We start from the raw sequence: 26,269 nt of genomic DNA, 5'->3' as shown, positions 1-26,269 counted from the left end.
CAGAGGGCCGCAGGCGATATTCACAAATCGGAGGCAAAAAAAAGCAGCGGGGGTAACCCGCTGCTGGATGGCTTCCACAATGCGAACATACTTAAACGGCGCGTTTAACCTGTTCATCCAGCAGTTGTGGAAAGGTATCGGCAGTATCTGCAGAAAGTTTACGTCTTTTTACGGCACGTGAAGGCGGCTGGCACAGGCTGCAGACAAAGCTGCCCGCGGGCTGATGTGCATGATTAATAAAGCTGCCGTGACAGCTTTTGCAGTCAGAGAGTTCCAGCATCCCACTTTCAACGAATCGCACCAGGGTCCAGGCGCGCGTCAGCGCCAACAGCGGGCCCTCGTCCGATTGCGGACACTGCTCAAGGTAGAGACGGTAGGCCTGGATAACAGCCTCCACGCCGCTGCTTAAGCCGGTTTTGAGTAAAAACTGCCAGGCGTTACAGAACATCGAGGCGTGAATATTCTGTTCCCACGTCATGAACCAGTCGGTAGAGAATGGCAGCATACCTTTTGGCGGCGGCGCACCGCGCAGCTCTTTATATAATTTAATTAAGCGACCACGACTTAATTGCGTTTCACTCTCCAGCATCTGCAGACGGGCACCCAGCGTGATCAGCTCCATAGCCAGCTGAATATCACGCGCTTCCTGAACGATACTTTTATCGCTCATTATACTGCCCTCTTTTTGGTGCTGGTTTCAGTTTTTGAAACGCTGCGCAGCAGACGGCTGGATAACAGGATCCCGGTGTGAATTTGCTGCAGATCGTCGACACGTGATTCCTGCGTGAGACGATTAATTAAATTGTGATCGGTAAAGCGGAACTGACATACCAGCTGATTCGTTTCAGCCAGCTTTACCATTTCAGGTAAGGTTAACTGAGCGAGTGCATCTGCCATTGCTTCATCAATACCCAGACGAAACATAGCTGAAGGTTTTTCCTGGTTAATTAAGCGCTGCGCGAGCAGTAAATATGACAGATTGATGTCATATATATGTTTTAGTAATTCTGATGTTCCCATTTTTTCCATCCTGATAGACGCGGCATATATACGGCCACAGAATTTAATCTCTATGGTTCGGGTTGCTGGTTGGTAAATCTAAAGATGGCAAAAAATAAAATCAGGCATAAGCCAACATATATTTAATTGTTTCATTTCCTACCGGGACATTCAGTAGTAGCAGTCAAAATTCCAGGCCATTTTTTCCTGAGTCTTAACCTTCTTCCCTGATGTCTTTTTATCGTTTTTTAAGACTAATCTGAAAACAACGCAAATCTATATGGTCTCCATCCGACATACAACGTGACCGGACCGGAATTTTAGATAAAGTGTGATCTGCGTCACACTTTTAAGGCAAATTTTTTAACCGAAGCTTCAGGGATGCTTGCGTTTTGTCTGTTTTTTGCTCAATTTTCAAATTTTCCGCTAATATTTCCTAAGGAATTTCTCATATTTCCGTTTAGTCGACACAGGTCACGTTATGCCGATCCTTTTGTTGCCATGTTGCGGTTATCTCATCACAACCCACTACCACGGACCTCTGTTGCAGCACAAAACACCAGAAACACCCTTATTTTATAAGTTTTAAATTAATCACTTACAGGGAATATTGCCAGGTGGCATCACTCCCGCATCGTAAACAGCATGTAAAACGTGATGGCGCCTGACAAATGAAGTGTCAAGACAACGTCAGCAAAGGTGAGAAAACGGGTATGGATGTAACTGGCTGTTACATTAGCAAAATGAATGGGTGGTACAGAAAACGCACTGATGTATAACTATCATCGGCATGACCAGAGAAAACTTTAGCTCTGATAACAAAACTTACAAAATCACGGCTGTTTTTGCGCCAGATCCCGCATATTGCTCGCTCATCAACCGGTTAGCGGCACGACATATGAAATCGATTTCTTCTGTATTGCCGCTTCGGTTTCATCGCTTTTTACCGGAGCGCATGCGGATAAGCCGATCGGTAACAGTGAACGGGATGACAAATATGCTTAGCCGGGTTTCTCTTTTTAATAACGCTTTTTGGCGGGCGCACGGCAATAAAAAAGGGAGTGCATTAATGCACTCCCCCATAATCGCTTTCAGCTACCGGTTATGCCAGCTTCTGAAACGTGGCAACTTTATTTGCCGTCCCGTGATCGTCGCCGCGCGCGGGCAGCGCATTGAGATCGTGCAGGAACGTTTCGCGCCAGTGTGAAATATCCTGTTTACGCAGCACCGCCATCATATCGTTATAGCGGGTAATGCGTTCCGTACGTGACATGGTGAGCGCCTTATCCAGCGCCGCAGCCACTTCGTCACGATCGTAAGGATTCACAATAAGCGCCGAGGTCAGCTCGTTCGCTGCACCGGCAAAGCGTGACAGAACCAGCACGCCCGGGTCATCCGGATCCTGTGCCGCCACATACTCTTTCGCAACCAGGTTCATCCCGTCACGCAGAGGTGTCACCAGGCCAACATCGGTGAGACGGAAAATTTTCATCAGCAGACGGCGATCAAAATGCTGGTTGAGATAGTAAAGAGGCGTCCACCCCAGCGTGCCATATTTACCGTTGATGCGGCCCGCTTCGGTCTCCAGCTGGTGGCGGATGTCCTGATAGGCCTGCACATCGCCCCGCGAGGTCGGCGCAATCTGCGAGTAACGTATTTTCCCGCGATGCTGCGGGAAGTTTTCCAGCAGCGCTTCATAAGCCAGAAAACGCTCAGGCAGACCTTTGGAATAATCGAGGCGCTCACAGGCGATGATGTTTTTGGCATCGCCCAGTTCACGCTTCATTGCAGCCATCTTAGGTGGCAGCGGCCCTTCCGCCATCTCTTTGATCGCGTCAGGTTCAATACCAATTGGATAGACTTCGGTCATAAACGTATTGCCGTAAGCCCGATGCTTTTTCTCGCCTTTGTTTTGCAGCTGCGTCTGCTGGCTCAGGCTGTCAAGAAACGCAACCCGGTCAGATTCGGTCTGGAAGCCCAGCAGATCATAATCGCTCAGCATCTCCAGCAGTTCCTGATGCGGCGGCAGCGCATTGAAGATTTCCGGCGTCGGGAAAGGAATATGTAAAAAGAAACCGATCCTGTTCGTCACGCCCAGCTTACGCAGCTCGGCTGCAAACGGCAGCAGATGATAATCATGGATCCACAGCACATCATCAGACTGAATCAGCGGTTTGAGACGATGAGCCAGCGCCGTATTGACCCGGCAGTACCCTTCCCAGGCTTCACGCTGATATTGCACCAGATCGAGCCGGTAGTGGAAAGCGGGCCAGATCACTGTGTTAGAGAACTGGCAGTAGTATTGATCATAATCGTTCTGGTTGAGCGGGAAAGAAGCATAGGTGATCCCATCGTGCTCCAGTTTTGCCAGCGGCTCTTCCTCTTCACCCGAATATTCGCTGATCTCTCCGTTCCAGCCAAACCACAAACCACCGGTATTTTTAAGCGCATCAAGAATACCTACGGCCAGGCCGCCTGCGCTGCTTTTGCTTCCGTCGGGGATAGCAATACGGTTAGATACCACGACTAAACGACTCATAACCTGAACTCCTTACCAATATTGTCATGCTCTAATTGTAATAATAGTTGCTCCAGCCACTGCCAGACAGCGTTGGTGTCCGGCAGCCGGTAGCGCGCTTCACTGGGGCCTTCGCCAACTTTGACAGAGATGCCCTGTAGCGCATTGACCGCAAGAAAGCCTTTTTCATCGGTGAGATCGTCACCCACAAACACCGGAATACGTCCTGCAAAAGGCGCTTCCTGCATAAAAGTGTTAATGGCCGCACCTTTATCGATTCCCTGAGGTTTGATTTCGACCACGCATTTGCCCGGCTGCAGCGTGAGCTCAGAGAAGCGGCTAACAATCTGTTCCGCCAGCTGCATAATTGCCTGCTCATGCTCAGGGGCGTTGCGGAAATGCAGCGCAAACGCCATGCCTTTAGCCTCCAGCACTGCCCCTGGCCACTGGCTGAATGCCTGTTCCAGCTCATCATGCAGCGCTGAGGCAACCGTATCCGGCAGTGCATGACGATGAATCTGACCGGTTGCATCGCGGCGCTCTGCGCCGTGCACGCCCGCCGCCGGCGCTTCAAGCGGCGCTGCCAGCTTATCCAGCTGGGATATTGGCCGTCCGGAGACCAGCGCCAGCGCACCGTGGCTGAGATTAGAGATCTGCTGCAGATGCTGACGAACGCGGGCGGGAATGGTGACCTGATCGGGCTGTGCTTCAATGGCTGCCAGCGTGCCGTCAACGTCAAAAAAGAAGGCGTAAAGGCCGCCGCTTAACGACGGCAGGGTATTGATCTCGCTTACCACAGATGTCACGTCTCCTCCTTTTAAGGGTAAAAATCAGGATGTTCAGAGGCGTGCTGCAGATAAAACGCTTAGGGTAAACCACTAATAAATGCGCAACCTTTCCGGGTTAACGCCATGTATAACTGCATAACCTGACGCACAATGAACATCGGCAGCAATAAGTGTAGACCTTATTACGCTTTTTGCCATAAAAGTTGCTGGCCGGAGAAAATAGCATCCGGTTTACCGCTCTGCCCTGCATTTTAATAATCAAAGAAACGATAATAAAAAAATAATAAATGTGTACAGCAGCGGTAAATATGTATGACTTTTTCCTCTGCACTAATTCAGATTATTCCTGTAGCCAGCAGCGGCGTCCTGTAAAAATTAACACAAGAATGAATCCCGGAATGAGAACCGCTTCATCCCGCATAAAGAAATTCTTAAAAAGAGCTGTGCATCCCGTTTTTTTACCGCTTCAGTTGCAGCGGAATTGACCTGAATGATGCATTTATGCACACTGACGCGGGTCAACGATATCGATGATAAAGAGCGATATAATGGTGCAAAATTACAGTCAGCGCGTCCATTTTTACTACTGCATTCTGGTTGCGCTTAAAATCCATGCTCAATCCAAAAAAAGCGCTCATCTGCGGGGGAAAAATAATTTCCTGCTGAAGTGGCTGCGTAATGCGCAGAACAATACGATTTTCCATCCGGATATTACCAGCGAAATTGAGTGGCTGCGTAGCAAGATCATCAGCGCCGGACCCGATGCCGATCTGGAGCCGATGCTGCAATACGTATATGAAACGGCGAAACGCGCGGAAAGTTTACGTTACGGCCTTTGAGGCCGCCTCCGGCCTGCGTTAAGAGAGACGCAATTTAATGAGTTTATTTGCCTGCAGAAGCTTATTCACCCGCGATAAAAACGCAGGCGAATAAAAGCGGTTTCAATATTTACGTCACTCCCTGTTTTGCGCTACCGCAGCGCTGACCAGCTACTCCTGCCAGTCATTATTTTCAGCCTGCCGTCGTGCAAAAAGTGATACCGCTTAAACCCTTATTGCGCGATTTCAGCAGATCGCTATCACATCCCGCACGCCATTCGCGTATTATCGCCCGTCAGGAGTGTGTACCACTCTGCGTCGCACGTGGCGCAGACTTCATGGAGAATCCGCATAATGGCATTGACTATTCGCCACGCCCGGCCGGAAGACGCCGGCTTACTGCAGCAGCTGGGGCGTATGACCTACAGCGCGCACTTTAAACACCTGTGGGTCTCTGCAGATGAAATGGATGCGTTTATCAGCAAAGAGTACGGCATGGATGCGCTTGCCAGCAGCCTGACCGATGCCAGTGAAAGCTGGCTGATTGCTGAGTCAGCGCAGCCTATCGGTTTTGCCAAAGTAAAGTGGAGTGTGCCGGTGCCCGATTCCGGGATGCGGGGTGCTCAGCTTTGCAAGCTCTATCTCGATCCGCAGGAAACAGGCAAAAACGTCGGAAGACGGATGTTTGAGAGCATCATTGCCAGCGCGCGCAGCCGGCAGGAAGGCTACCTGTGGCTGGAAGTGATGGACGCTAATGTCAGAGCCAGAAAATTCTATGAGGCGTTTGGCATGCAGCATATTAAAGATATTCCTTTTGTCACCGCCTCACAGCAGAGCGTGCTGCAGATTCTGGGGATGCTGATTTGATCCGCCTGCCCTGCGTATCTGACTCAGGGCGAAAAGCCTCTCTGGCTCACATATCTGATTAATTTAGCCAATTATTCCGGATAACCGCCTTAAACCGCTCCGACATCACTGGCCTGTTTAATTCGCTATGCTGCTAATTTAATGACGCTTTTTAATTCTGGCTGCGGCTTTTATATTTTGTGCGCCATAAAAAAATCTTTAAAAGTGCTTTAAAACAATTACTTAATTATATTTGCCGCTTCGCTTGCAGAGACTGCATTCACCATTATTCTTTAAAACGTACCACGCACATAACTGCAATGATTCATCATGTTATTAAACACTCTTCAAGAGGCTATATCATGACTCAGCACAGAGGCGGTTCAGGTAACTTCGCAGACGATAAGCAGAAAGCATCTGACGCGGGCAAAAAAGGTGGACAGAAAAGCGGCAGCGGAAGCGGCGGCAGCTTTAAAGATGACCCTAAAAAAGCATCTGAAGCAGGCAAAAAAGGTGGCCAGAGCAGCCGTAAAGGTTCCTGATTAGCCAGCAGCACAGGGATGTGCTGCAGTTCACCTCTTCGCTCTCTTCTCACTCTCCTCGCTTTAATCTGCCGTTACGCTTGCTGTTTCTCCTGCTGCAGACAACTCTTAAAGTCGTTTTACTTTCCCGGTTTTGCTCCAGACTTAACTTTTAATACTGAAAGGATTTACGCCCGTCATGAAACGTTTTTTATGCTCGCTGTTCAGCAGTCCTGAATCCTTACTGCAGGTCATGACACAACAGGATATCACTGAGTCGATGGAGGATGGTGACAGAATTATAATCGATGAAGATGGCAACGCCTCGGTCAACCCGCTCAGTCCTGAAGTCCATAAAGATTTTGCTGAACACGTTTCAACTCTGAAGGAAATTTAAATGGGCACGGCGATTTTCATGGTTCTGATGGTATGCGGTTACTGGTATACCAGCCGCGATATGTCCAGCCGGCTAAAAATAAAGCGCTCATTCGGCTGGGACGTCTATTTTCTGATTGCCCTTTACGGCTGCATTTTTGTTGTACAAGGGGTGCTGGCAACGGCTATTGTCTGGCTCCTGCTGCTGGGCGCCTCGTTTGCGAATAACACGTTCGGCCTGAGTGCTGAACATCATGCTAACTGGCACGTCGATTTTATGACCTGGAGCTTTCTGGGCATCCAGGCACCGGTGGTCATTATGCTGACCTTTGCGGTGATATTTTGTGTTTACCGCTCCAACTGGGCCGGCAGCGCCCGCCTGACACCCGGCAGCCGTAAAGAGTTATATCAGCGCCTCTCGCGTTCTAACGGTATTGAACAGCTGCTGCTGCACTGCATGGAAGAGGGTGAACTGGCATGGGTTACGCTGAAGTCCCGCCGGATTTACATTGGCATGATCCACGCCGCCACGTTTGAATTTCCCGGCACGGCAAATATCGTGATGATCCCGATGCTGAGCGGCTATCGCGATGCGCGCACGCTGAATCTTGCGATTGAGCACAACTATAGCCGCTGGTATCACGAGCATGAGATCAGTTTCCTCTCCTCACCGAAAAGCGCCCTCGATTTTCGTAAGGTGCTGATGGTTGATCAGATTGAGAGCCTCTCCCTGTTCGACCCGGCCAGCGCCTCCGCGCTGGCTCTGGGGAAAAAACGCTATCAGCGCCGCCGTATGCCGCCTAAACACCCCTGAGAGATGACGCTGAGGACGCAGCGGCTCGCCAGCGCCAGTTGCGTACCTCAGGCACATCTTCACCATACTCCCGCACCCAGGCGTGATGCGCCGCAAGACGCGCCTGCAGATCGTCCAGCAGATCCGGATGATCTTCAGCCACGCCGGGCACATGCAGCAGCGCAGCCTGCGCCAGATGATAGCGATCGAGCCGGTTCAGCACGGTCATATCAAAAGGCGTGGTGGTAGTGCCCTCTTCGTTAAATCCATGCACGTGAAAATTACAATGATTATTACGCTGATAAGTCAGACGATGGATCAGCCCCGGATAGCCGTGGAAGGCAAAGATTACCGGCTTGTCAGCGGTAAACAGGTGCTCAAACTCCGCCTCGCTTTTGCCATGCGGATGCTGCTCATCACTCTGCAGCGCCATCAGATCAACAACGTTTACTACGCGCACGCGCAGCGACGGCACTAACTCCCGCAGCAGATCGATCGCCGCCAGCGTTTCCATAGTCGGTACATCGCCTGCACACGCCATCACCACGTCAGGTTCATCTGTGCAGCTGGCCCACTGCCAGATGCCCATGCCCGCTTCACAGTGCGCAATCGCGCTATCGATATCGAGCCACTGTGGTGAGGGCTGCTTACCCGCCACGATGACATTGATGCGATCCCAGGTACGCAGACAGTGATCGCCCGTCCAGAGCAGGCAGTTGGCATCAGGCGGCAGCCAGACGCGCACTATGTCTGCCTTTTTGTTCACAACGTGATCGAGAAAACCAGGGTCCTGATGGCTGTAGCCGTTATGATCCTGACGCCAGACGTGAGACGAAAGCAGATAATTCAGGGAAGAGACTGGCTGCCGCCACGGCAGTTTGCGCGACACTTTCAGCCATTTAGCGTGCTGGTTAAACATGGAGTCGACAATATGAATAAACGCTTCATAGCAGTTGAACAGGCCGTGACGCCCGGTAAGCAGATAGCCCTCCAGCCAGCCCTGACATTGATGCTCGCTCAGAATCTCCATCACGCGTCCGTCGCGTCCCAGCTGTTCATCCCACGGCTCCAGCGGCGCCATCCAGCTGCGGCTGGTGGCGTCAAATACCGGCGACAACCGGTTTGAAGCGGTCTCATCCGGACCAAAAAGACGGAAATTATCGCTATTGAGGCGAAAAATTTCGCGCAGATAGAGGCCAAACTGATGCGTCGCTTCGCCCTGCTCTGCGCCCGGTGCGCTGAGCCCGAGCGCAAACTGCCGGATATCAGGCGTGGCAAGCGGCCGCCGCAGCCGCCCGCCGTTGGCGTAAGGGGTCGCACTCATCCGTTTATCACCCGCCGGAGCCAGCGCCCGTAGTTCAGCGTTTAAACGTCCACTGGCGTCAAACAGCGTTTCAGGCTGATAACTGCGCAGCCACGCTTCGAGGATCTGCCTGTGCGCCTCATCCTCGCGGCATCCGGCGACCGGCACCTGATGCGCGCGCCAGAATCCTTCGACCCTTTTGCCATCAACCTCTTTGGGTCCTGTCCAGCCTTTTGGCGTGCGCAGCACGATCATCGGCCAGCGCGGTATCTCTTCACTATGGGTGCCACTGCGCGCCCGCTGCTGGATGGATGCGATAGTATCAAAAGCGCGATCCAGCGTAGTGGCCATCTCCTGATGCATGCGCTGTGGATCATCGCCACAGACAAAGAGCGGCTCATAGCCATACCCGCTGAAGAGCTGCTGCAAATCTTCGTCGCTGGTGCGCCCCAGCAGCGTCGGATTAGCGATCTTGTAGCCATTGAGGTGAAGAACAGGCAATACGGCCCCGTCACGCTGCGGATTAAGAAAATGGATCCCGTGCCAGCTGGCGGCCAGCGGACCGGTCTCTGCTTCACCGTCACCAATAACGCAGGGCACAATTAAATCCGGATGATCGAATGCGGCGCCAAAAGCGTGCGAGAGCGAATAGCCCAGCTCTCCCCCTTCATTGATTGAGCCTGGCGTTTCAGGCGCCGCATGGCTCGGAATGCCGCCGGGGAAAGAGAACTGTTTGAACAGACGCTGCATACCCTGCTCATCTTCACTAACCTGCGGGTAGATTTCACTGTAGGTTCCCTCCAGCCAGCTATTGGCCACCATACCGGGGCCGCCATGCCCGGGGCCGCAGACGTAAAGCAGGTCAGCGTTGCGCTGGCGAATAACGCGGTTGAGGTGGGCATAGATAAAATTGAGTCCGGGCGTGGTCCCCCAGTGTCCCAGCAATCTTGGTTTAATGTGCTCAGGCAGCAACGTTTCACGCAGCAGCGGATTCGCCATCAGGTAGATTTGGCCCACAGACAGATAGTTCGCTGCTCGCCAGTAGCGATCAAGCAGTTCCAGTTCAGCCGTAGTCACAGAGTCGGTCATCACCTCTTCTCCTCGTTACAGGGTAATAACTAACCTTAATCGAGAAAACAACATGCTGCGAATCAGCCCGCCGACAATATTCATCTGATGCTTCAATAAATTAATTGTTAACCGAAGCGCATAATTATATTTAAACGATGCGGTAATTGTCGCTGCGCTTAAATATAATAAAGACTACAAAATCAGACTCTGCAGATAATTCTTATAAGCACATAATCAAACCGTCCCGCTTGCAGATTAAAGAAACGCGATTACTATTAAATACGCAGCTCGCACATGATTGGTCATTCAGATCATGTCATTATCAACTCATGAAGAGGAAATATATTATGACTCAACATCGAGGCGGTTCAGGTAATTTCGCAGACGACAAACAGCGGGCATCTGAAGCGGGTAAAAAAGGCGGACAGCATAGCGGCGGAAGTTTCGGCAACGACCGTGAAAAGGCGTCTGACGCTGGCAAGAAAGGGAGTCAAAGCGGCAATCGCGGCGCCTGACAGCTTATTTCAGGGATAAACTCTGCGGCGCAGTGATTGCGCGTTTAATGACTATTCCGCATCAGAGAACGCTAACCTCTGCTGTCTGAAATCTCATATTAATGAATAAACTGCATACGTCATTTGACGTCTGCTTTGCTGTTTATTACTGCATGGAGAACGCTTATGAAAGTTGAATCTTTGCTCGACCTTTTTATTCACGATCTTTCAGATGTTTATAGTGCAGAAAAACAGATTACCCGCGCGCTGCCCAAAATGGCGCGTGCAGCTTCTGATGAAACGCTTAAAGCAGCTTTTAAACAACATCTGGAAGAGACCCAGGGACAAATTGATCGTCTTGATCAGGCAGTGGAAGCGCACGAAGAATTACGCATTAAACGCATGAAGTGCCATGCGCTGGAAGGTCTGGTAGAGGAAGCGCAGGAGCTGATTGACGCGACCGAAGCGGGCCCGGTGCGTGATGCTGGCCTGATAGGCGCGGCGCAGAAAGTTGAACACTACGAAATTGCCACCTACGGCACGCTGGTGGCCATGGCCAAAAAGCTGGGCCTCGATCAGGCCGCCAGTCTGCTGGCAGAAACGCTGGCTGAAGAAAAATCTACCGATGAAAAACTCACAACCATTGCGGAACAGCAGTAACGCATTATTACAAAGGCCAGCCTATCGGCCTGACTGTTAACACTGAGGTGAGCCATGTTTCGACACGTTAAAAAATTGCAGTACACCGTCAGGGTAAGTGAACCGAATCCCGGACTGGCCAATCTGCTTCTGGAGCAGTTTGGCGGCCCGCAGGGCGAACTGGCAGCTGCCATGCGCTATTTTACTCAGGGTCTGGGAGATGACGATCTCGGACGCCGTGACATGCTGATGGACATTGCGACCGAAGAGCTGAGCCATCTTGAAATTATCGGTTCGCTGGTAGGTATGCTTAATAAAGGGGCCAAAGGCAAGCTGGCTGAAGGCACGGAAGCGGAGGGCGAACTTTATCGCTCTATTACCGGTGCGGGTAATGACAGTCATCTTACCTCTATTCTCTATGGTGGCGGCCCGCCGCTGACAAACTCAGGTGGCGTGCCATGGACCGCAGCGTATATCGATACTATTGGCGAAGTGACGGCGGATTTGCGCTCCAATATCGCCGCGGAGTCACGCGCTAAGATTATTTATGAACGCCTGATTAATGTGACTGATGACGTCGGCGTAAAAGATGCGCTGGGCTTTCTGATGACGCGTGAAGCCGCCCACCAGCTCTCTTTTGAAAAGGCGCTCTACTCTATCCGCAATAACTTTCCGCCGGGTAAACTGCCGCCAATCGAAGAGTATGCGCATACTTATTTCAGTATGTCTGACGGGGATGATGTACGCGGCAGCTGGAATTCAGATGAGAACTTCAACTATGTCGCCGATCCTCAGCCTGCCGTAGATGGCGGCGATGGTCACGCCTCAGTGGTGCTCTCTGCGGATGAAGCGGCAGCGCTGAAGGCTATGGCCACCAGAACCGCCTCGAATCCTGATGTTAATCCGGAAACCGGTGCTGAACTGGGCAGTGAAAAGCCACAGACGTAACCCGTAAGGAGAGATCAATGCATCATAAACCTGTACAGCGTGCTCACGCAGGTTATCAGCCTGATAAAGATGAGCCTGAACTGCCTGATGATGATGCGGGCAGTGCGCCAGAATCGGGTGATAAGCAGCCTGAATAGACGCCCCTCCTTCTGACCGCCTTCGGGCGGTTTTTTCATCATAAAAGTAATTTTTTTATTGGCGTAAGCCAGCCTGAGGCGCAGAAAAAATAAGCGAGACGGTAAAAGTACGTTAATTAACGCAGCAAACTCAGCACGTTAAAATTTTTATTTTTTTATTCTGGCGTTTTTCTGATTCTGGTCTATGTTCCTTTAGTCACGTTAGTACCAATAATCACTATAAGAAGTTAAGGAACTTTTATGGATTTCGCTCGATTTAAAACACGGTTACAGCAATGGGAGCATTTGCACTTTACCAGCGTAGAATTACAGCAGCGCGATGGCCGCTTTGAAATCTACGCTACTGCAGCAGAGCATCAGACGCTCAGCCAGCTCTTTATCTGCAATGTCAGCAATGAATCTGCCGCGCAGGAAGAGATAAAACAGCTGCAAAGCTGGCTGCAAAAAATTAAGTCCGGCAGAAGTAAGCGTCTGAATGCGCGCCCGGTTCGTCAGGTCACGGTAAATGTCCCTGGAGTGAGCCTGAGCCGTTAAGCAACCGAATAGCTATTTCAGCGTTAATCAGGCAGATGTACAACTTTAAACTGAATGACGTTAATTAAGTGCGCTGCCTTTAATTAACTGTACAAATCAGCTAAAAGTGTACAGAAAAGAAAGAAACGCCTGAGCAGGATTGAAAGGAAAATGGGAGAAGCTCTTCACGGATGGAAGAGCAGAAAGCGTGGTCAGGCATCATCTGGCGTATAGCCAACAACAATTTCCAGTGTGCGACGCAGAACGTCAGCTTCAGCGCTGCCACTGGCCGATTCCAGCGCCATAATCAGGTAAAGAATAATCGACTTATTAGTCACTCGTCCCTCAGTAGCAAGGATGCTGCGTATTACCCCATCCAGCACCTGTGACTCATCGCTTAACGCATGGCCGGCATCGCGAAAATGCGCAGCCAGCTCATTATCAGGCAGCACATTGTATAAGTTTTGAAAATCTGCCATTTTTCCGTCTCAAACTGTTAAAGATAAGGCCGCAGTATACCTTATCGGGCTGGATTAATGTTTACGGCTATTGCCGGATGACTGGTCATTGCCAAACAGGGGATGAACGTTATCTTTTTCCGGTTCGTTTCGTTGTTGCTGACCAAGAGAAATGCTGGTCCGGACCTCTTTCAGGGCCATGCTGATTGCGGTGCGATACTCTTCATCGGTGGCCTGCATCTGCATATTCTGCAGCTCTGCCATCAGCGCGTGGGTATTAACAGGCCCGGAGCGCTGAAGCAGCGTCAGGGCAGCTTCACCGATGATTTCGTCTATACTCTTCTGGTGTTTGCTCATCTTCATAGTGAATCTCTGTTTGCCGCCACTTCAAGATGAAGTACGACAGTAAAACAGCGCCACGCAGTGCGTGGCGCGATACAGCTGGTCACAGGTTATACATGAGGTTGTGCACTCTTCCCTGTTTACTTAGTCTGAATATAACCCGGTCGTAAATCTGGTATTAGCTTTCCCGCTCAAACAGCAAGCCGATAAGCTGATGATAATGCTGCTCTTCTTCTGCTTCTGTTGCCAGTTCAAGGCGACGTAACAGCTTAGTGCAAATGGATTTGCGATTCAGGTTGCGGCCTTCACGCAGAATCTCCACGACAATCTGTCCCAGCGTCTCCTGCTGAGACGGCAGCGATGCTTTGCTAAAGTAGTTGGCAATCGCCTCAACTGAGTTCGGAGCATATCCGTTCTGGCGCATAAGTGACTCCCGTAAAATGTTAAAATTAACAATAAAAAAGTGGAAATCTAACCTGTTGTACAGGATTCCCAAAAAACTTGTACAGAGAATAATGAATGGTGAGGTAAGTTTTTTTTGCAAAAAGTGCTATCAGATGAGGATTGAGACAAATTTACGCACATTTTCAGACGGGAGATCAGCGGGAAGTGCGCTCATCGCCGCCACAGGCTGACGATGAGCAGGGAGCTTAATGGCGGCGTGCACCGGTGCCGGCAACGGTAACGCTATCCGATCGCTCTGACAGCGCTTTTAACGGCGAATCAGAACGACGGTCGGCCTGCTCTGTAGAGCGATAGTCCAGCAGCCACTGCTGCGCCTCATGGATCTGGCTGTCGCGCACCGCATCTGTTTCGCGGCAAGCCATCTGATGCAGTTCAGCCGTGAGGGATGCCAGAGTCACATCTGCACGGCGCATCATTAACGCCCAGGCGGCTTCCCCAATAACCGGATACTCATTTTTCATACTTTACCTCCTGAGAATGTGAGCTTGCGCCAGGTTCTCAAATTTCAGTATAGACCACTACTGGCAAATGTCGTCCGTTATAGCTACACGCCCGGCGGCATTGCGCCATACGATATTTATCCCTTTGCCAGATCTGTTATTTATCGCCCTGCCCTTGCCCCGCTACGCTTATATTTCCATGCAGAATCTGTAATTACCATACGACAGAACCCCTGCCTGATTAATAATCAACCCCTTCGGATTGACCCGCCCCGCTTAATATATTCTTCTGCTGAGTTCATATTAACCAGATAAAACGGACTCACCATCTATAATAATTATCATCCGGCAACGTTTATTTAATCGAAGCGTGGCTGACTGACATTTTAATAATAAATCGGGATGCATATATGGATCGGAAATTAATCGAAACGGCAACTATTCTGGGCGATCTTCTGCTTGAAAGAAAACTGACTGTCACCACCGCAGAATCCTGTACTTCAGGCTGGGTCGGCTCTACCCTCGCGGCCGTCGGCCAGAGCAGCCAGTTTTACAGCAGCGGCTTTATTACTTATACCGATCAGGCGAAACATCGGGTGCTGAACGTCAGTGAAGAGACGCTGGCACGTGACAGCGCCGTCAGCGAAGCCGCCGTGCGTGAAATGGCTGCAGGCGCAAAAGCGCTTTCCGGCGACGATAGCAGCATTGCAGTGAGCGGTTATGCCGGACCAGATGGCGGTGAGGATGGTACACCAGCCGGCACCGTCTGGTTTGCCTGGGGCCTGCCTGATGGCACTATTCAGACCTGTTGTCAGCGTTTTTCCGGCGAAAGCGAAGAGGTCGTCCGGCAGGCAACAAAATATAGTCTTGAGCAGCTGACGGCACGACTCCAGGCTCTGCTCAGCCAGTCCGCCCCGGACAGCTGAGTACGTTTTACCTGAACAGCCTGTGCGGTCTGCGATTATCGGGTTGAATTCCGCTCCGTTCACCCGCACTCTTAAGCTTTCGACCTGACAGGAGTAAATGTAATGGCAACCGAATATGCGATCGTTGCGGGCGGCTGTTTCTGGTGTACCGAAGCCGTTTTTAAAGATGTAATTGGTGTTGAATCGGTTGAAAGCGGCTATACCGGCGGGGAGCGCCCTGATCCGACTTATGAGCAGGTATGCAGCGGGGCAACCGGTCATGCTGAAGCTATCCGTATCGGGTTTGATCCGGCGCAGATAAGCTACGGCGATCTGCTGGATATCAGTTTTGCCACGCACGATCCTACCCAGCTTAATCGTCAGGGAAATGATATCGGAACGCAGTACCGCTCAGCGATTTTCCCTGCTAATGCTGAACAGGAAGCAGAAGCGATTGCAGCCATTGCGCGCGCGCAGGAAGATCATGATGTGCCGGTGGTGACAACCGTAGAACCGCTCAAAACCTGGTATCCGGCGGAAGCCTACCATCAGGACTACTGGGAAGGTGCGGGTCAGCGCAACGGCTACTGCATGGCAGTCATCCCGCCTAAACTGCAGAAGCTGCGTAAAAGCTTCGCCAGTCGTGTGAAAACCGCTTAAGTTCTGCATACCGTTTTATCTGCAGGCCATTATTCAGAGTGGCCTGTTATATTTTCCGCAACCGCGCCGCCATTATCCGTCATAATAGGCCCCTTTTCCGCTAAGTGAACGCCACCATGACGCCTTCAGTCCCTGCTACGCCGATGCGCCGGCGGACAATGAAACTTAATACGCTGGTCACGCTGATGCTGAGCGCCGTGATTGTCCTGGTGCTGTGTACCGTGCATATGTTCTATTTCTTTCAGATTGGTGCCTCTACCCGGTCACAGCTGGAAGATAAAGCGATGGCCGTCGCGCGTACGCTGGCCACATCGCCAGATGTTCAGCGAGCGCTGCTGCTCTCCCCCGCTGAAGCTCATCTGCAGCCGGTCGCAAAAGCGGTTGAGACCAGCAATAATCTGCTGTTTATCACGATCACTAATATGGCGGGCATACGCTACTCCCATCGTAATCCGGAACTGGTTGGTCAGCATTTCATCGGCAACGATATTCAGCCTGCGCTGCGCGGTCAGGAAAATGTCTCTGTTAATCAGGGCTCCCTGGTTCGGGCACTGCGTGTTTTTACCCCGGTGTTCAATGCCCAGCATCAGCAGATTGGGGTGGTGGCTATCGGTATCTCACTGGATGCCGTCACCGATCAGATTAACCAGAGCCGCTGGATCATCCTCTGGACTATTCTTATCGGCGCGCTGGCGGGCGCGCTGGGTACGCTGATCCTGGTGCGCGTGCTGAAACGTATTCTGTTCGGGCTGGAACCTTATGAGATTTCTACCCTGTTTGAGCAGCGTCAGGCCATTCTCAATTCCGTCAAAGAGGGCGTGGTGGCGATGGACGATCGGCATGAAGTGACGCTGATCAATCAGGCTGCCTGCCATCTGCTGAGCGACGCAGCACAGACGCAGCGCGCGCCTGATGAAAGCTGGCGCGCTGACACCACCGCCGTCGAACCGCAGCTGCGCAGCGTGCTGCAGAGCGGACGGGCGCGGCGCGATGAGGAGATTAACGTGAATGGCCGACTGCTGCTGACCAATACCGTTCCGGTACGCACGGCGGAGCGGATTATTGGCGCGGTCTGTACGTTCAGGGATAAAACCGAGATCAGCCAGCTGATGCAGCGCTTAAGTGGCATGGTAAACTATGTCGACGCCCTGCGTGAACGCTCGCACGAGTTTATGAACAAGCTGCATGTGATCCTCGGCCTGCTGCATATGAAAAACTATGCGCAGGTTGAAGCGTATATCCTGAAAACCGCCAATAACTATCAGACAGAGATCGGCTTTTTGCTGGATAAGATCAAATCCCCGGTGATTGCGGGGATCCTGTTAAGTAAAATCAATCGCGCCTCAGACTGCGGGCACCGGCTCACTATCAGCGACGCCAGCTACCTGCCAGACAGCGGCAGCGAAGCGCAGATGGCGGCGCTGATTACCGTAACCGGCAATCTGGTCGAGAACGCGCTTGATGCGCTGCGCGAGCAGACCGAAGGAGAGATCCACCTGATGCTCCATTATCAAAACGGCTGGCTGACCTGCGAAGTGAGCGACGACGGACCGGGCATTGATGCTGCGCATCTGGCGACCATTTTTGATAAAGGTTTCTCCACCAAAGGCGAAAACCGCGGAGTCGGACTGTTTCTGCTTAAGCAGCAGGTGGAAAGCCTTGGCGGCAGCGTCAGCGCAGAGTCTGAGCCCGGCGTATTCACGCAATTTTTAGTCCAGCTACCCTGGGATAAAGGAAATTAAACCGCATGATTAATGTTTTAGTGGTTGACGATGATGCCATGGTTGCCGAACTCAACCGCAGTTTTATCGGTCAGGTACCCGGTTTTAACTGCTGTGGTACGGCGGCAACGCTGCAGCAGGCGCGCGATTTTTTATTCAATAGCGACACGCCGATCGATCTGCTGCTGCTGGATATCTATATGCAGCAGGAGAATGGCCTGGATCTGCTGCCTGAGCTGCGAAAAGCGCAAAGCCCGACAGAAGTGATTATTATCTCCTCTGCGGCTGATGCAGAAAATATCAAAACATCGCTGCACTACGGGGTGGTGGATTATCTTATTAAGCCGTTTCAGTTTCCGCGTTTTGAAGAGGCGCTGACCAGCTGGCAGCAGAAAAAATCGCTGATGGATAACCACCAGCACTATCAGCAATCTGACGTCGATCTGCTGATCCACGGCAATCCGGCAACGCATCACGACAATAAGCGTCTGCCCAAAGGCCTGACGCCACAAACGCTGCGCACGCTCTGTCAGTGGATAGATGCGCACCCCGCACAGGAATTCTCGACCGATGAGCTGGCTGCAGAGGTGAATATTTCACGCGTCTCCTGCCGCAAATATCTCATCTGGCTGGCGCAGATCAATATTCTGTTTACCAGCATTCACTATGGCGCCACCGGACGTCCGGTCTATCGCTATCGTCTGCAGCCGGAATATCGCTCGCTGCTGCAGCAATATTGTCAGTAGTGCAGTTTCCACGTGGTATCAGCTGGCCGGAATCGGTAGTGACGCGGTGAAGAGCAGACGATCTGCCGATCGCGGGTGACAAAAATGGCATCGATGTCGGACTGGCTGGCGAGCCAGTTCAGTCCCTGTTCTGTGCCCATGCCATACAGTAGCGTGGTATAGATGTCGCCATCCAGCGAGCGGTCACTTATCACCGTCACGCTTAACAGTTCATTATCCAGCGGATAGCCGGTACGCGGGTCAAAAATATGGTGCCAGCAGCGCCCCTGCTGTTCAAAGTAACGCTCATAGATCCCGGACGTGACGACTGATTTCTCCCGCACCTCGATTACGCCGAGTAACGCGTTATCGTCAGCAAAGGGCTTTTTCAGCCCAATTTGCCACCCCTGCGGTTCATGCAGGGGCGCACCCAGCGTCTGCACATTGCCGCCAAGATTGATCAGCGCCTGCGTCACTCCCTGCTGACGCAGCCACTGCTGCACCCGATCGGCAATATAGCCTTTGGCTATGGCACCGAGATCGATCTCCATACCGCGCTGCGGCAGATAAACCGACTGCGCCGCAGCGTCCAGCACGACCTGATGCGGGTTGGTAAGGGGCAACAGCGCGGTGATGTCAGCGGCAGCGGGCACGCTGTTGCCCTGAAAACCAATTTTCCAGCGCTTAACTATCGGACCAATGGCGAAGTTGAACGCGCTGTCCGGCAGCGTGCTGACCGTATGGGCCACCTGAATCAGATTAAACACTGCGGGACTGACCGCCACCGGTCGCTCGCCAGCGGCTTGGTTAATTGCCATGACCTCTGACTGCACCCGGTTGACGGTAAACAGATTCTCCTGCTGTGCAATCAGGCGAAACACCTGCTGTGCCAGCGCGGCGTTATTTTCAAAGAGTTTCAGCAGCACAGGCGATCCCATTTGAACGGCTGAATAGCTGTAGACACCTGCCTCGTTAGCCATAGTTGCCTCATTACTACCGGTGCCCGCGCAGACGGGCACCGGTGCAGGTTAATTACCTAAGGCGAGTTTAGCGGCGTTATGCCCCGCTTTGATACCAAAGATGATGATATCCGCTACGGCATTCCCGCCGATGCGGTTGGCGCCGTGAATACCGCCGACCACTTCCCCGGCAGCCCAGGCGCCGGTGATCGCCTGGTTCTGCGCATTCAGCACTGCGGTTTCCGTGTTGATGGTGACGCCACCCATGGTGTGATGAACGCCAGGCGCCACGCGAATAGCGTAGTAAGGCCCCTGATTCAGCGGATGGCGCAGCGCCGTTTTGCGGCCAAAATCTTCGTCATGCTGGTTAATCACACACTCATTGTAGCGACCCAGCGTACTCTGCAGTGATTCCTGGTCCATATTGAGCTTAACCGCCAGCTCGTGCGGCGTGGGTGCGCTGATGACAAAACCTTTGGCGATATATTCATCAGCGGCTTTGTTATTACGGCGCACCTGCTCATCGAAGATGATCCAGGCACTTTTCTCCGGCAGCGCAATAATCTCCGCAGAGACTTTATCGCGCGTCTCCATTTCGTTATAGAAACGCTTGCCCGCCTGGCTTACCAGAATTGCCCCGCCGCCGCGCATCGCTTCTGAAATCAGATAGGAGGTGGTCTGTTCAACCGTGGGATGGATCTGAATCTCGCCCATATCAACCGTACCGGCGCCAATATGCTGCAGCATCGCGATGCCGCTGCCGGTGGCGCCGGCGTGGTTAGTCGTGACAAAGCCATCCAGTTCCGGGCGATATTTCACTACCATCTCCCGGTTGGCGCTGAAGCCGCCGGTGGCAACAATCACACTTTTTGCGTTGAGAATGCGGCTGTCGTTATACTCATCCACCACCTTAACCCCGGTTACCACGCCGTTTTCACACAGAATTTCAGCGACTGAGGTCTCAAGTAGCACCTCAATGTTGCGCTGGTTAACATTTTTCACCAGCCCGCTGATCAGGAAGCCCCCTACCGCTGAGCGATCTTCAGGCCGGTGCGTACGGTCAATGCTCATTCCGCCCGTGATAGTGATATCGCTGAGCTCAATCTGCTTCGCTGCCAGCCACTCAATGGCTTCCGGCGCGCGTTCGACAAACTCATGCAGCAGTTGCGGATTATTTTTACCTTTACCGCCTTTCAGCGTCTCTTCATAAAACAGCGCTTTGCTGTCTTCAATGCCTTTCAGCCTCTGATAGCGCGTCTCGGCGGCGTTCATCCCCACTGACGCCTTAATGGTATTTCCGCCAATGGTGGGCATTTTTTCAATCAGTACCACGCGGGCGCCGTCGTCATGTGCCTGAATAGCCGCCGCGAGACCTGCGCCGCCGGTGCCGATGACCACAACATCGTAATTGACCGGCGCGTTCGGGTTGCCCCCTTCCTCAATCACATACTCTTTGCTGGAGGTTGCCAGCGCACGCGATACCGCTTTTTTCAGCGCCTCGCTTTGCGTAGTGGCCCCGGTAACCGCATCGACGTGCGGACTGTTTGCAACCAGAATGCGCTCGCGCAGGCTTTCAAACGTACTGGTGAAGTCAACATCCAGCGCCGGATCCGGCACCAGTTCGATGTCGGTAATACGATCGGTATCCAGCGTGACGTTGATTTTCAGCTTCAGCGCTTCCGCCTCTACCTTCGCCTGATACACACCGGCTTTATATTTGCGATGGCCGTCGCTGACGTCGCGGATCATGGCGTCCACCAGCGAGAAGCGCCAGAGCGGCTCCGGAATTGTCAGCTCCTCGCGTTTGGTACTGTCGATGTAGAGTTCAAGGTGCTCATTGTTAATAATGCGATCCGCCCAGTTGGGCCAGGCGATACAGGCTTTCCCGACGGCAACCAGATCGAAGCCCGATTCCAGCGCCAGTTCGGCATCCTCTTTATTCACCACGCCGCCGACGCCAATAACCGGAATGCGGGCCAGCTGTGCTGAACGCTGCGCAATGTATTTGGTAATCAGAGGCGTGGGGTCGCTGGTGTCAACAATGGAAGGACGCAGCAGCTGACCGACGGAGAAGTGCACGTAATCAAGGCCGCGCGCGGCGAGCTTCTCCAGCAGATAGAGGGTGTCATCCCAGCGGATACCGGGCACTTCAATCTCTTCCGGTGAAAAGCGATAGCCGATAATAAAGTCTGCGGCAGCAAAGCGATCGGCCATCTGATGCGTGATTTCCAGGACCTCCAGCGGAAAGCGCGCCCGGTTATCGCGACTGCCGCCCCATTTGTCGCTGCGCTGGTTGGAGTTAGGCGAATAGAACTGCTGGATCAGATAGGTATTGGCACCGTGAATTTCCACGCCATCAAAACCCGCTTTGATGGCACGGTTCACCGCATCACCAAACTTTTTGATCATGACATCGACTTCATCTGCGGTCAGCGCCTGCGGTGTGGTGGCCCCTTCGCGCGGCGCCGCGATGGCGCTGGGCGCGACAGGCGTTTTCCCGCCAATCAGCGCCGGCTCAACCATGCGGCCACCGTGGTAAATCTGCAGGATAGCTTTAGAACCCTGAGATTTGATCGCGTGGGCTATTCTGGCCAGTCCCGGGATCTTGTTGTCGCTGTCGATGGCGATGGCGCCAGGAAATGCCGGACCACGATTATCGATAAACGCACACTCTACGATGACGGTGCCGATTGTGCCGGCACGCACCCGATAGTAGTCAACCAGATCGCTGGTGACGCCACCGTCGTAATAGCCGGTACAGGTTGTCATGGGTGCCATCACCAGACGATTTTTCAGCACGGCACCTTTAGGCAAGGTAAGGGGTTTTAAGAGCGGGGTAAGCGTGTTCATGATAAGCGACTCCGAAAATCAAAAATGAAATTCAATTCCTGGCAGTGTGACCAGTTAAATAATTAAAGTGGTCCGACTTCATGCTGTAAATATAACATTTAATTTAGTTACATAACTTATATCATTAGTTATATAAACTACCGATAAGGAAAGCCTATTTTCAGCAGGGAAGGAGCGTAACGCGTTCCGCTAAGTTTCGTTCAAAACTTGATTAAAATCAAAGTTAATTCAACTCACAAAAATAAACTATATATTTCATTGATTTAAAAATCACACGCCTGCCAGATATTGGAAAGAAAGCGCTTCACATCCTGCATTATATCGTGAGGCACGCCCTGAATAAGCGTCATAACACACTGAAAATAACGCAGATAAAAATAAGCGCTCCATTTTATTGATCTGGATCAAAATAGGTATTTTAATTAATCGCATCATAACGGCATAAATTAGATAATTCGCGAAACAAAATTGCTTTCTGCTTTAACACAAGCGTCATGAACTTCCTGTACTGATGCCGCAAAATGGATCATCCAGGTATAAAGGCACTGGTACTGATATCGCATTCTTCTCAACGTGCAGACAAAAACTATGAACCTATCAACGCAATCGCATGAACCCACCAAAGCGCCGCCTGCGGCGCCGGGTAAAAAAAATCGCCTGCTGATGCTCTGCCTGCCGGTACTGGTTGCACTCCTGTTGCTGCTGGTGCCGACGCCTGCCGGACTGGAGCCCTACGCCTGGCACTTCTTCGCCATTTTTGTCGGTGTTATTGTCGGCCTGATTTTTGAGCCGCTGCCGGGCGCCGTGATTGGGCTTACCGGCGTGGTAGTCATCGCGCTGTTTAGCCAGTGGGTGCTGTTTAGCCCGGCAGAGCTGGCCGACCCGGCATTTAAAACGGCAGCGCAGTCGTTCAAATGGGCAGTCAGCGGCTTCGGCAACTCTACGGTCTGGCTGATTTTTGGCGCCTTTATGTTTGCAGCCGGCTACGATAAAACGCAGTTTGGCCGCCGGCTGGCACTGATTCTGGTAAAATATCTCGGTCGCCGCAGTCTGACGCTGGGCTACGCGATTACTTTCGCTGACCTGCTGCTGGCGCCGTTTACGCCGTCTAACACCGCCCGCAGCGGCGGGACTATCTATCCGATTATTGCCAACCTGCCGCCGCTCTATGGCTCTAAGCCTAATGACCCCAGCGCCCGCAAAATCGGCTCTTATCTGATGTGGGTGGCGATTACCGCAGCCTGTATCACCAGCTCGATGTTTCTCTCTGCGCTGGCCCCTAACCTGCTCGCACTGGCCCTGGTTAAGAGCGTTATTGGTTTCGATATCAGCTGGGGGATGTGGTTCCTCGCTTTCCTGCCGCTGGGGATCCTGCTGATTCTCACCATGCCGCTGCTGGCTTACTGGCTCTATCCGCCGGAAGTCAAAGTCAATGATGAGGTACCGCGCTGGGCGACCGCCGAGCTGGAAAAGCTGGGCCGCCTGTCGCGCAATGAGATCCTGCTGCTGCTGTTTGTCGTCGCGGCGCTGATGATGTGGATTTTCGCAACGGCATGGATAGAGCCCGCTATGGCCGCGCTGCTGGTGATTGTGCTGATGCTCTGGACAGGCGTACTTAACTGGAGTGATATCACCAGCAATAAAGCCGCCTGGAATACCTTTGCCTGGTTTGCCACGCTGGTTGCGCTGGCCGATGGTCTGGCACGCGTCGGTTTTATTGCCTGGCTGGGCAAAGAGGGGGCGGTGCTGCTACAGGGTTACGATCCTCAGGTCTCCGCAGTGGTGCTGCTGATTGCCTTTTATCTGCTGCACTATCTGTTTGCCAGCACCACGGCGCATACCACTGCCCTGCTGCCCGCCATGCTGACTATCGCCGCCTCAATTCCAGGCATTAATATGCCGGTGTTCTGCCTGATGATGTGTACCTCGCTGGGTGTGATGGGCATTATCACCCCTTACGGTACCGGCCCAAGCCCTATCTATTACGGCAGCGGCTATCTGCCGACCAAAGATTACTGGCGGCTTGGCACCATCTTTGGCGCCCTCTTCCTGGTGGCGCTGATGGTTATCGCTTATCCCTGGATGGTCATGATGTTCTGATGATGTTGCTTTGATGTTAAAAAACGCAGCCGCGTCAGCCTGTTTCAGTGTTACTATGCTCGCCAGTCAGCTCCTGATACGGGCTGGCGAGAGAAAATAGCACCACAGATCGCCTAATTTGCCGCCCGCCGCGCAGGCGGGCAACACGAAGCTAAGTGAGCCAACATGTCGAACAAACCCTTCTATTACCAGAACCCCTTTCCTCTCGCCAAAGATGATACTGAATATTACCTGCTGAGCCGCGAGCACGTTTCGGTCGCCAGCTTTGAGGGCGAGGAGGTGCTGAAAGTCGCACCAGAAGCGCTGACGCTGCTGGCGCAGCAGGCGTTTCATGACGCCTCTTTTATGCTGCGCGCCTCACACCAGCAGCAGGTTGCCGCTATTCTGGCGGATGATGAAGCGAGTCAGAATGACAAGTATGTCGCGCTGCAGTTTCTGCGTAACTCAGAAATCGCTGCTAAAGGCGTACTGCCAACCTGCCAGGATACCGGCACCGCGATTATCATGGGTAAAAAAGGCCAGCGCGTCTGGACCGGCGGCGGCGATGAAGCGGCGCTGTCGCAGGGCGTCTATAACACCTATATCGAAGATAATCTGCGCTACTCGCAGAACGCCCCGCTGGATATGTACAAAGAGGTCAATACCGGCACCAACCTGCCGGCCCAGATCGATCTCTACAGCGTGGATGGCGATGAGTATAAGTTCCTCTGCATCGCTAAAGGCGGTGGTTCAGCGAACAAGACCTACCTCTATCAGGAAACCAAAGCGTTAATCACGCCAGCAAAATTAAAAAACTACCTGATTGATAAAATGATGTCGCTCGGCACCGCTGCCTGTCCGCCCTACCATATTGCATTTGTGATCGGTGGCACCTCTGCGGAGAGCACGCTAAAAACGGTTAAGCTCGCCTCAACGCATTACTATGACTCGCTGCCAACGGAAGGCAACGAGCACGGTCAGGCGTTTCGCGATATCGTGCTGGAGCAGGAACTGCTGGAAGCGTCGCAGCAGCTCGGACTGGGCGCGCAGTTTGGCGGTAAATATTTCGCTCACGACATTCGCGTGGTCAGACTGCCGCGTCACGGTGCCTCCTGCCCGGTAGGCATGGGCGTCTCCTGTTCTGCTGACCGTAACATCAAAGCTAAAATCAACCGCGATGGCATCTGGATTGAGAAGCTGGAAGATAATCCGGGACGCTATATTCCGGAAGCGCTGCGCCAGCAGGGCGAAGGCGAAGTGGTGCAGGTAGATCTTAATCGCCCGATGCAGGATATTCTGGCCCAGCTCTCCGCTTATCCGGTGGCTACCCGCCTGTCGCTGAACGGCACCATTATTGTGGCGCGCGACATCGCTCACGCCAAACTCAAAGAGCGTATCGATAATGGCGAAGGGCTGCCGCAGTACATTAAAGATCATCCGGTCTACTATGCCGGTCCGGCCAAAACGCCGGAAGGACACGCGTCCGGTTCCCTCGGCCCTACCACCGCAGGCCGGATGGACTCTTATGTCGATCTGCTGCAGTCGCACGGCGGCAGCATGGTAATGCTGGCCAAAGGTAACCGCAGCAAACAGGTGACTGACGCCTGCCATAAGCATGGCGGATTCTACCTGGGCAGTATTGGCGGCCCGGCAGCGGTACTGGCGCAGCAGAGTATTAAAAGCCTTGAGTGCGTTGAGTATGCCGAACTGGGTATGGAGGCGATCTGGAAAATTGAAGTGGAAAATTTCCCGGCGTTTATTCTGGTCGATGACAAAGGTAACGATTTCTTCCAGCAGATCCACAATCAGTGCTCTGCCTGCGTAAAGTAAAGCGCTGAAGCAGACCCTGTAAAAAATCCGCGGCACCAGGCTGCGGATTTTTTTATTAATCTGAGAGCGCTT

General features: G+C 52.5%; 26 protein-coding genes. 15 read left to right on the top strand and 11 right to left on the bottom strand.

All coding sequences use genetic code 11. The features are described 5' to 3' along the window. Positions 1–91 precede the first annotated feature (91 nt). The 4 genes from flhC to otsB form a co-directional block, all read right to left on the bottom strand. Positions 92–670 (bottom strand): flagellar transcriptional regulator FlhC, encoded by a 579-nt coding sequence (flhC, locus tag F3J39_RS03390; RefSeq protein WP_071668763.1) that lies wholly within the window; start codon positions 668–670, stop codon positions 92–94. Further along, positions 670–1,020, bottom strand: coding sequence for a flagellar transcriptional regulator FlhD (flhD, locus tag F3J39_RS03385; protein ID WP_065649518.1), 351 nt, complete (start codon positions 1,018–1,020; stop codon positions 670–672). The genes flhC and flhD overlap by 1 nt, the downstream gene beginning before the upstream one ends. A gap of 1,081 nt (positions 1,021–2,101) precedes the next feature. Beyond that, the gene (gene otsA, locus F3J39_RS03380; protein WP_039383988.1) at positions 2,102–3,538 is read right to left on the bottom strand and encodes an alpha,alpha-trehalose-phosphate synthase; all 1,437 of its coding nucleotides are present in this window, start codon (positions 3,536–3,538) and stop codon (positions 2,102–2,104) included. Next, positions 3,535–4,323 (bottom strand): trehalose-phosphatase, encoded by a 789-nt coding sequence (gene otsB / locus F3J39_RS03375; RefSeq protein ID WP_039383986.1) that lies wholly within the window; start codon positions 4,321–4,323, stop codon positions 3,535–3,537. Before otsB ends, otsA begins: the two co-directional genes overlap by 4 nt. A gap of 530 nt (positions 4,324–4,853) precedes the next feature. Here otsB and F3J39_RS03370 point away from each other — a divergent pair. The 5 genes from F3J39_RS03370 to F3J39_RS03350 all read left to right on the top strand — a co-directional run bounded on the left by F3J39_RS03370 (position 4,854) and on the right by F3J39_RS03350 (position 7,679). Further along, positions 4,854–5,144, top strand: coding sequence for a DUF2913 family protein (locus tag F3J39_RS03370; RefSeq protein WP_039383983.1), 291 nt, complete (start codon positions 4,854–4,856; stop codon positions 5,142–5,144). 333 nt (positions 5,145–5,477) lie between these two features. Beyond that, positions 5,478–5,990 (top strand): GNAT family N-acetyltransferase, encoded by a 513-nt coding sequence (locus F3J39_RS03365; RefSeq protein WP_094111794.1) that lies wholly within the window; start codon positions 5,478–5,480, stop codon positions 5,988–5,990. 341 nt (positions 5,991–6,331) lie between these two features. Then, a complete protein-coding gene (locus F3J39_RS03360; RefSeq protein ID WP_039383978.1) occupies positions 6,332–6,511 on the top strand; it encodes a KGG domain-containing protein in 180 nt (59 codons plus the stop codon). 178 nt (positions 6,512–6,689) lie between these two features. Continuing rightward, the gene (locus F3J39_RS03355) at positions 6,690–6,887 is read left to right on the top strand and encodes a hypothetical protein (protein WP_094111795.1); all 198 of its coding nucleotides are present in this window, start codon (positions 6,690–6,692) and stop codon (positions 6,885–6,887) included. After that, entirely contained in the window at positions 6,888–7,679 is a 792-nt protein-coding gene (locus F3J39_RS03350) for a hypothetical protein (protein ID WP_039383973.1), read from the top strand. Here F3J39_RS03350 and F3J39_RS03345 read toward each other — a convergent pair. After that, on the bottom strand, positions 7,666–10,050 hold the full coding sequence (locus F3J39_RS03345) for a phosphoketolase family protein (protein ID WP_166713828.1): 2,385 nt from the start codon (positions 10,048–10,050) through the stop codon (positions 7,666–7,668). The genes F3J39_RS03350 and F3J39_RS03345 overlap by 14 nt on opposite strands. A gap of 329 nt (positions 10,051–10,379) precedes the next feature. On the opposite strand from F3J39_RS03345, the gene F3J39_RS03340 reads away from it, so the two are divergent. The 4 genes from F3J39_RS03340 (at position 10,380) to F3J39_RS03325 (ending at position 12,784) form a co-directional block, all read left to right on the top strand. Further along, positions 10,380–10,547 (top strand): general stress protein, encoded by a 168-nt coding sequence (locus F3J39_RS03340; RefSeq protein WP_094111797.1) that lies wholly within the window; start codon positions 10,380–10,382, stop codon positions 10,545–10,547. A 165-nt stretch (positions 10,548–10,712) separates the two neighbouring features. After that, positions 10,713–11,186 carry a ferritin-like domain-containing protein gene (locus tag F3J39_RS03335; RefSeq protein WP_039383968.1) on the top strand — a complete coding sequence of 158 codons (474 nt, stop codon included), beginning with the start codon at positions 10,713–10,715 and terminating at the stop codon, positions 11,184–11,186. 54 nt (positions 11,187–11,240) lie between these two features. Further along, positions 11,241–12,113 (top strand): manganese catalase family protein, encoded by an 873-nt coding sequence (locus F3J39_RS03330; RefSeq protein ID WP_039383967.1) that lies wholly within the window; start codon positions 11,241–11,243, stop codon positions 12,111–12,113. Positions 12,114–12,490: 377 nt separating this feature from the next. Beyond that, on the top strand, positions 12,491–12,784 hold the full coding sequence (locus F3J39_RS03325) for a hypothetical protein (RefSeq protein ID WP_052246483.1): 294 nt from the start codon (positions 12,491–12,493) through the stop codon (positions 12,782–12,784). A gap of 191 nt (positions 12,785–12,975) precedes the next feature. Here F3J39_RS03325 and F3J39_RS03320 read toward each other — a convergent pair whose 3' ends face one another. The 4 genes from F3J39_RS03320 to F3J39_RS03305 all read right to left on the bottom strand — a co-directional run bounded on the left by F3J39_RS03320 (position 12,976) and on the right by F3J39_RS03305 (position 14,489). Further along, positions 12,976–13,242 carry a biofilm development regulator YmgB/AriR family protein gene (locus F3J39_RS03320; protein WP_039383965.1) on the bottom strand — a complete coding sequence of 89 codons (267 nt, stop codon included), beginning with the start codon at positions 13,240–13,242 and terminating at the stop codon, positions 12,976–12,978. A 54-nt stretch (positions 13,243–13,296) separates the two neighbouring features. Further along, positions 13,297–13,584, bottom strand: a complete 288-nt coding sequence (locus F3J39_RS03315; protein WP_039383963.1) for a hypothetical protein — start codon at positions 13,582–13,584, stop codon at positions 13,297–13,299. A 157-nt stretch (positions 13,585–13,741) separates the two neighbouring features. Beyond that, on the bottom strand, positions 13,742–13,987 hold the full coding sequence (ycgZ, locus tag F3J39_RS03310; RefSeq protein WP_039383960.1) for a regulatory protein YcgZ: 246 nt from the start codon (positions 13,985–13,987) through the stop codon (positions 13,742–13,744). Positions 13,988–14,213: 226 nt separating this feature from the next. Then, complete coding sequence (locus tag F3J39_RS03305) at positions 14,214–14,489, bottom strand: hypothetical protein (RefSeq protein ID WP_104084789.1); 276 nt, start codon at positions 14,487–14,489, stop codon at positions 14,214–14,216. 389 nt (positions 14,490–14,878) lie between these two features. Here F3J39_RS03305 and F3J39_RS03300 point away from each other — a divergent pair, with 389 nt between their 5' ends. The 4 genes from F3J39_RS03300 (at position 14,879) to dcuR (ending at position 18,500) form a co-directional block, all read left to right on the top strand. After that, on the top strand, positions 14,879–15,394 hold the full coding sequence (locus F3J39_RS03300) for a nicotinamide-nucleotide amidohydrolase family protein (RefSeq protein ID WP_104084788.1): 516 nt from the start codon (positions 14,879–14,881) through the stop codon (positions 15,392–15,394). A 102-nt stretch (positions 15,395–15,496) separates the two neighbouring features. After that, complete coding sequence (msrA, locus tag F3J39_RS03295) at positions 15,497–16,033, top strand: peptide-methionine (S)-S-oxide reductase MsrA (RefSeq protein ID WP_039383953.1); 537 nt, start codon at positions 15,497–15,499, stop codon at positions 16,031–16,033. Positions 16,034–16,191: 158 nt separating this feature from the next. Next, positions 16,192–17,775 (top strand): sensor histidine kinase, encoded by a 1,584-nt coding sequence (locus F3J39_RS03290; RefSeq protein WP_211049170.1) that lies wholly within the window; start codon positions 16,192–16,194, stop codon positions 17,773–17,775. A 5-nt stretch (positions 17,776–17,780) separates the two neighbouring features. Beyond that, positions 17,781–18,500 (top strand): two-component system response regulator DcuR, encoded by a 720-nt coding sequence (gene dcuR, locus F3J39_RS03285; protein WP_039383949.1) that lies wholly within the window; start codon positions 17,781–17,783, stop codon positions 18,498–18,500. Here the strand turns inward: dcuR and F3J39_RS03280 are convergent. After that, complete coding sequence (locus F3J39_RS03280; RefSeq protein ID WP_166713827.1) at positions 18,494–19,459, bottom strand: FAD:protein FMN transferase; 966 nt, start codon at positions 19,457–19,459, stop codon at positions 18,494–18,496. The genes dcuR and F3J39_RS03280 overlap by 7 nt on opposite strands. Positions 19,460–19,507: 48 nt before the next feature. After that, the gene (locus F3J39_RS03275) at positions 19,508–22,288 is read right to left on the bottom strand and encodes a flavocytochrome c (RefSeq protein WP_145339120.1); all 2,781 of its coding nucleotides are present in this window, start codon (positions 22,286–22,288) and stop codon (positions 19,508–19,510) included. A gap of 588 nt (positions 22,289–22,876) precedes the next feature. Between F3J39_RS03275 and F3J39_RS03270 the strand changes: the two genes are divergently transcribed. Next, the gene (locus F3J39_RS03270) at positions 22,877–24,388 is read left to right on the top strand and encodes an anion permease (protein ID WP_039383942.1); all 1,512 of its coding nucleotides are present in this window, start codon (positions 22,877–22,879) and stop codon (positions 24,386–24,388) included. Positions 24,389–24,553: 165 nt separating this feature from the next. After that, positions 24,554–26,197 (top strand): class I fumarate hydratase FumA, encoded by a 1,644-nt coding sequence (gene fumA / locus F3J39_RS03265; RefSeq protein WP_071668755.1) that lies wholly within the window; start codon positions 24,554–24,556, stop codon positions 26,195–26,197. The last annotated feature ends 72 nt before the right edge of the window (positions 26,198–26,269 follow it).

The sequence above is a fragment of the Pantoea sp. Acro-807 genome (assembly GCF_011752675.1).
GTDB lineage: Bacteria > Pseudomonadota > Gammaproteobacteria > Enterobacterales > Enterobacteriaceae > Pantoea > Pantoea eucrina.
The sequence above is the reverse complement of the archived record's forward strand: the minus strand, read 5'-3'. Positions and strand labels throughout refer to the sequence as shown.

Excerpts from the sequence above, each read along its gene's own strand:
- F3J39_RS03305 (WP_104084789.1), bottom strand. The coding sequence starts at position 14,489 with ATGAAAAATGAGTATCCGGTTATTGGGGAAGCCGCCTGGGCGTTAATG.
- F3J39_RS03280 (WP_166713827.1), bottom strand. The coding sequence starts at position 19,459 with ATGGCTAACGAGGCAGGTGTCTACAGCTATTCAGCCGTTCAAATGGGA.
- F3J39_RS03320 (WP_039383965.1), bottom strand. The coding sequence starts at position 13,242 with ATGGCAGATTTTCAAAACTTATACAATGTGCTGCCTGATAATGAGCTG.
- dcuR (WP_039383949.1), top strand. The coding sequence starts at position 17,781 with ATGATTAATGTTTTAGTGGTTGACGATGATGCCATGGTTGCCGAACTC.
- fumA (WP_071668755.1), top strand. The coding sequence starts at position 24,554 with ATGTCGAACAAACCCTTCTATTACCAGAACCCCTTTCCTCTCGCCAAA.
- F3J39_RS03270 (WP_039383942.1), top strand. The coding sequence starts at position 22,877 with ATGAACCTATCAACGCAATCGCATGAACCCACCAAAGCGCCGCCTGCG.
- flhD (WP_065649518.1), bottom strand. The coding sequence starts at position 1,020 with ATGGGAACATCAGAATTACTAAAACATATATATGACATCAATCTGTCA.
- F3J39_RS03370 (WP_039383983.1), top strand. The coding sequence starts at position 4,854 with ATGGTGCAAAATTACAGTCAGCGCGTCCATTTTTACTACTGCATTCTG.
- F3J39_RS03290 (WP_211049170.1), top strand. The coding sequence starts at position 16,192 with ATGAAACTTAATACGCTGGTCACGCTGATGCTGAGCGCCGTGATTGTC.
- F3J39_RS03345 (WP_166713828.1), bottom strand. The coding sequence starts at position 10,050 with ATGACCGACTCTGTGACTACGGCTGAACTGGAACTGCTTGATCGCTAC.
- F3J39_RS03315 (WP_039383963.1), bottom strand. The coding sequence starts at position 13,584 with ATGAAGATGAGCAAACACCAGAAGAGTATAGACGAAATCATCGGTGAA.
- F3J39_RS03330 (WP_039383967.1), top strand. The coding sequence starts at position 11,241 with ATGTTTCGACACGTTAAAAAATTGCAGTACACCGTCAGGGTAAGTGAA.
- F3J39_RS03300 (WP_104084788.1), top strand. The coding sequence starts at position 14,879 with ATGGATCGGAAATTAATCGAAACGGCAACTATTCTGGGCGATCTTCTG.
- msrA (WP_039383953.1), top strand. The coding sequence starts at position 15,497 with ATGGCAACCGAATATGCGATCGTTGCGGGCGGCTGTTTCTGGTGTACC.
- F3J39_RS03350 (WP_039383973.1), top strand. The coding sequence starts at position 6,888 with ATGGGCACGGCGATTTTCATGGTTCTGATGGTATGCGGTTACTGGTAT.
- F3J39_RS03325 (WP_052246483.1), top strand. The coding sequence starts at position 12,491 with ATGGATTTCGCTCGATTTAAAACACGGTTACAGCAATGGGAGCATTTG.
- otsA (WP_039383988.1), bottom strand. The coding sequence starts at position 3,538 with ATGAGTCGTTTAGTCGTGGTATCTAACCGTATTGCTATCCCCGACGGA.
- F3J39_RS03365 (WP_094111794.1), top strand. The coding sequence starts at position 5,478 with ATGGCATTGACTATTCGCCACGCCCGGCCGGAAGACGCCGGCTTACTG.
- F3J39_RS03335 (WP_039383968.1), top strand. The coding sequence starts at position 10,713 with ATGAAAGTTGAATCTTTGCTCGACCTTTTTATTCACGATCTTTCAGAT.
- flhC (WP_071668763.1), bottom strand. The coding sequence starts at position 670 with ATGAGCGATAAAAGTATCGTTCAGGAAGCGCGTGATATTCAGCTGGCT.
- F3J39_RS03360 (WP_039383978.1), top strand. The coding sequence starts at position 6,332 with ATGACTCAGCACAGAGGCGGTTCAGGTAACTTCGCAGACGATAAGCAG.
- ycgZ (WP_039383960.1), bottom strand. The coding sequence starts at position 13,987 with ATGCGCCAGAACGGATATGCTCCGAACTCAGTTGAGGCGATTGCCAAC.
- F3J39_RS03355 (WP_094111795.1), top strand. The coding sequence starts at position 6,690 with ATGAAACGTTTTTTATGCTCGCTGTTCAGCAGTCCTGAATCCTTACTG.
- F3J39_RS03340 (WP_094111797.1), top strand. The coding sequence starts at position 10,380 with ATGACTCAACATCGAGGCGGTTCAGGTAATTTCGCAGACGACAAACAG.
- F3J39_RS03275 (WP_145339120.1), bottom strand. The coding sequence starts at position 22,288 with ATGAACACGCTTACCCCGCTCTTAAAACCCCTTACCTTGCCTAAAGGT.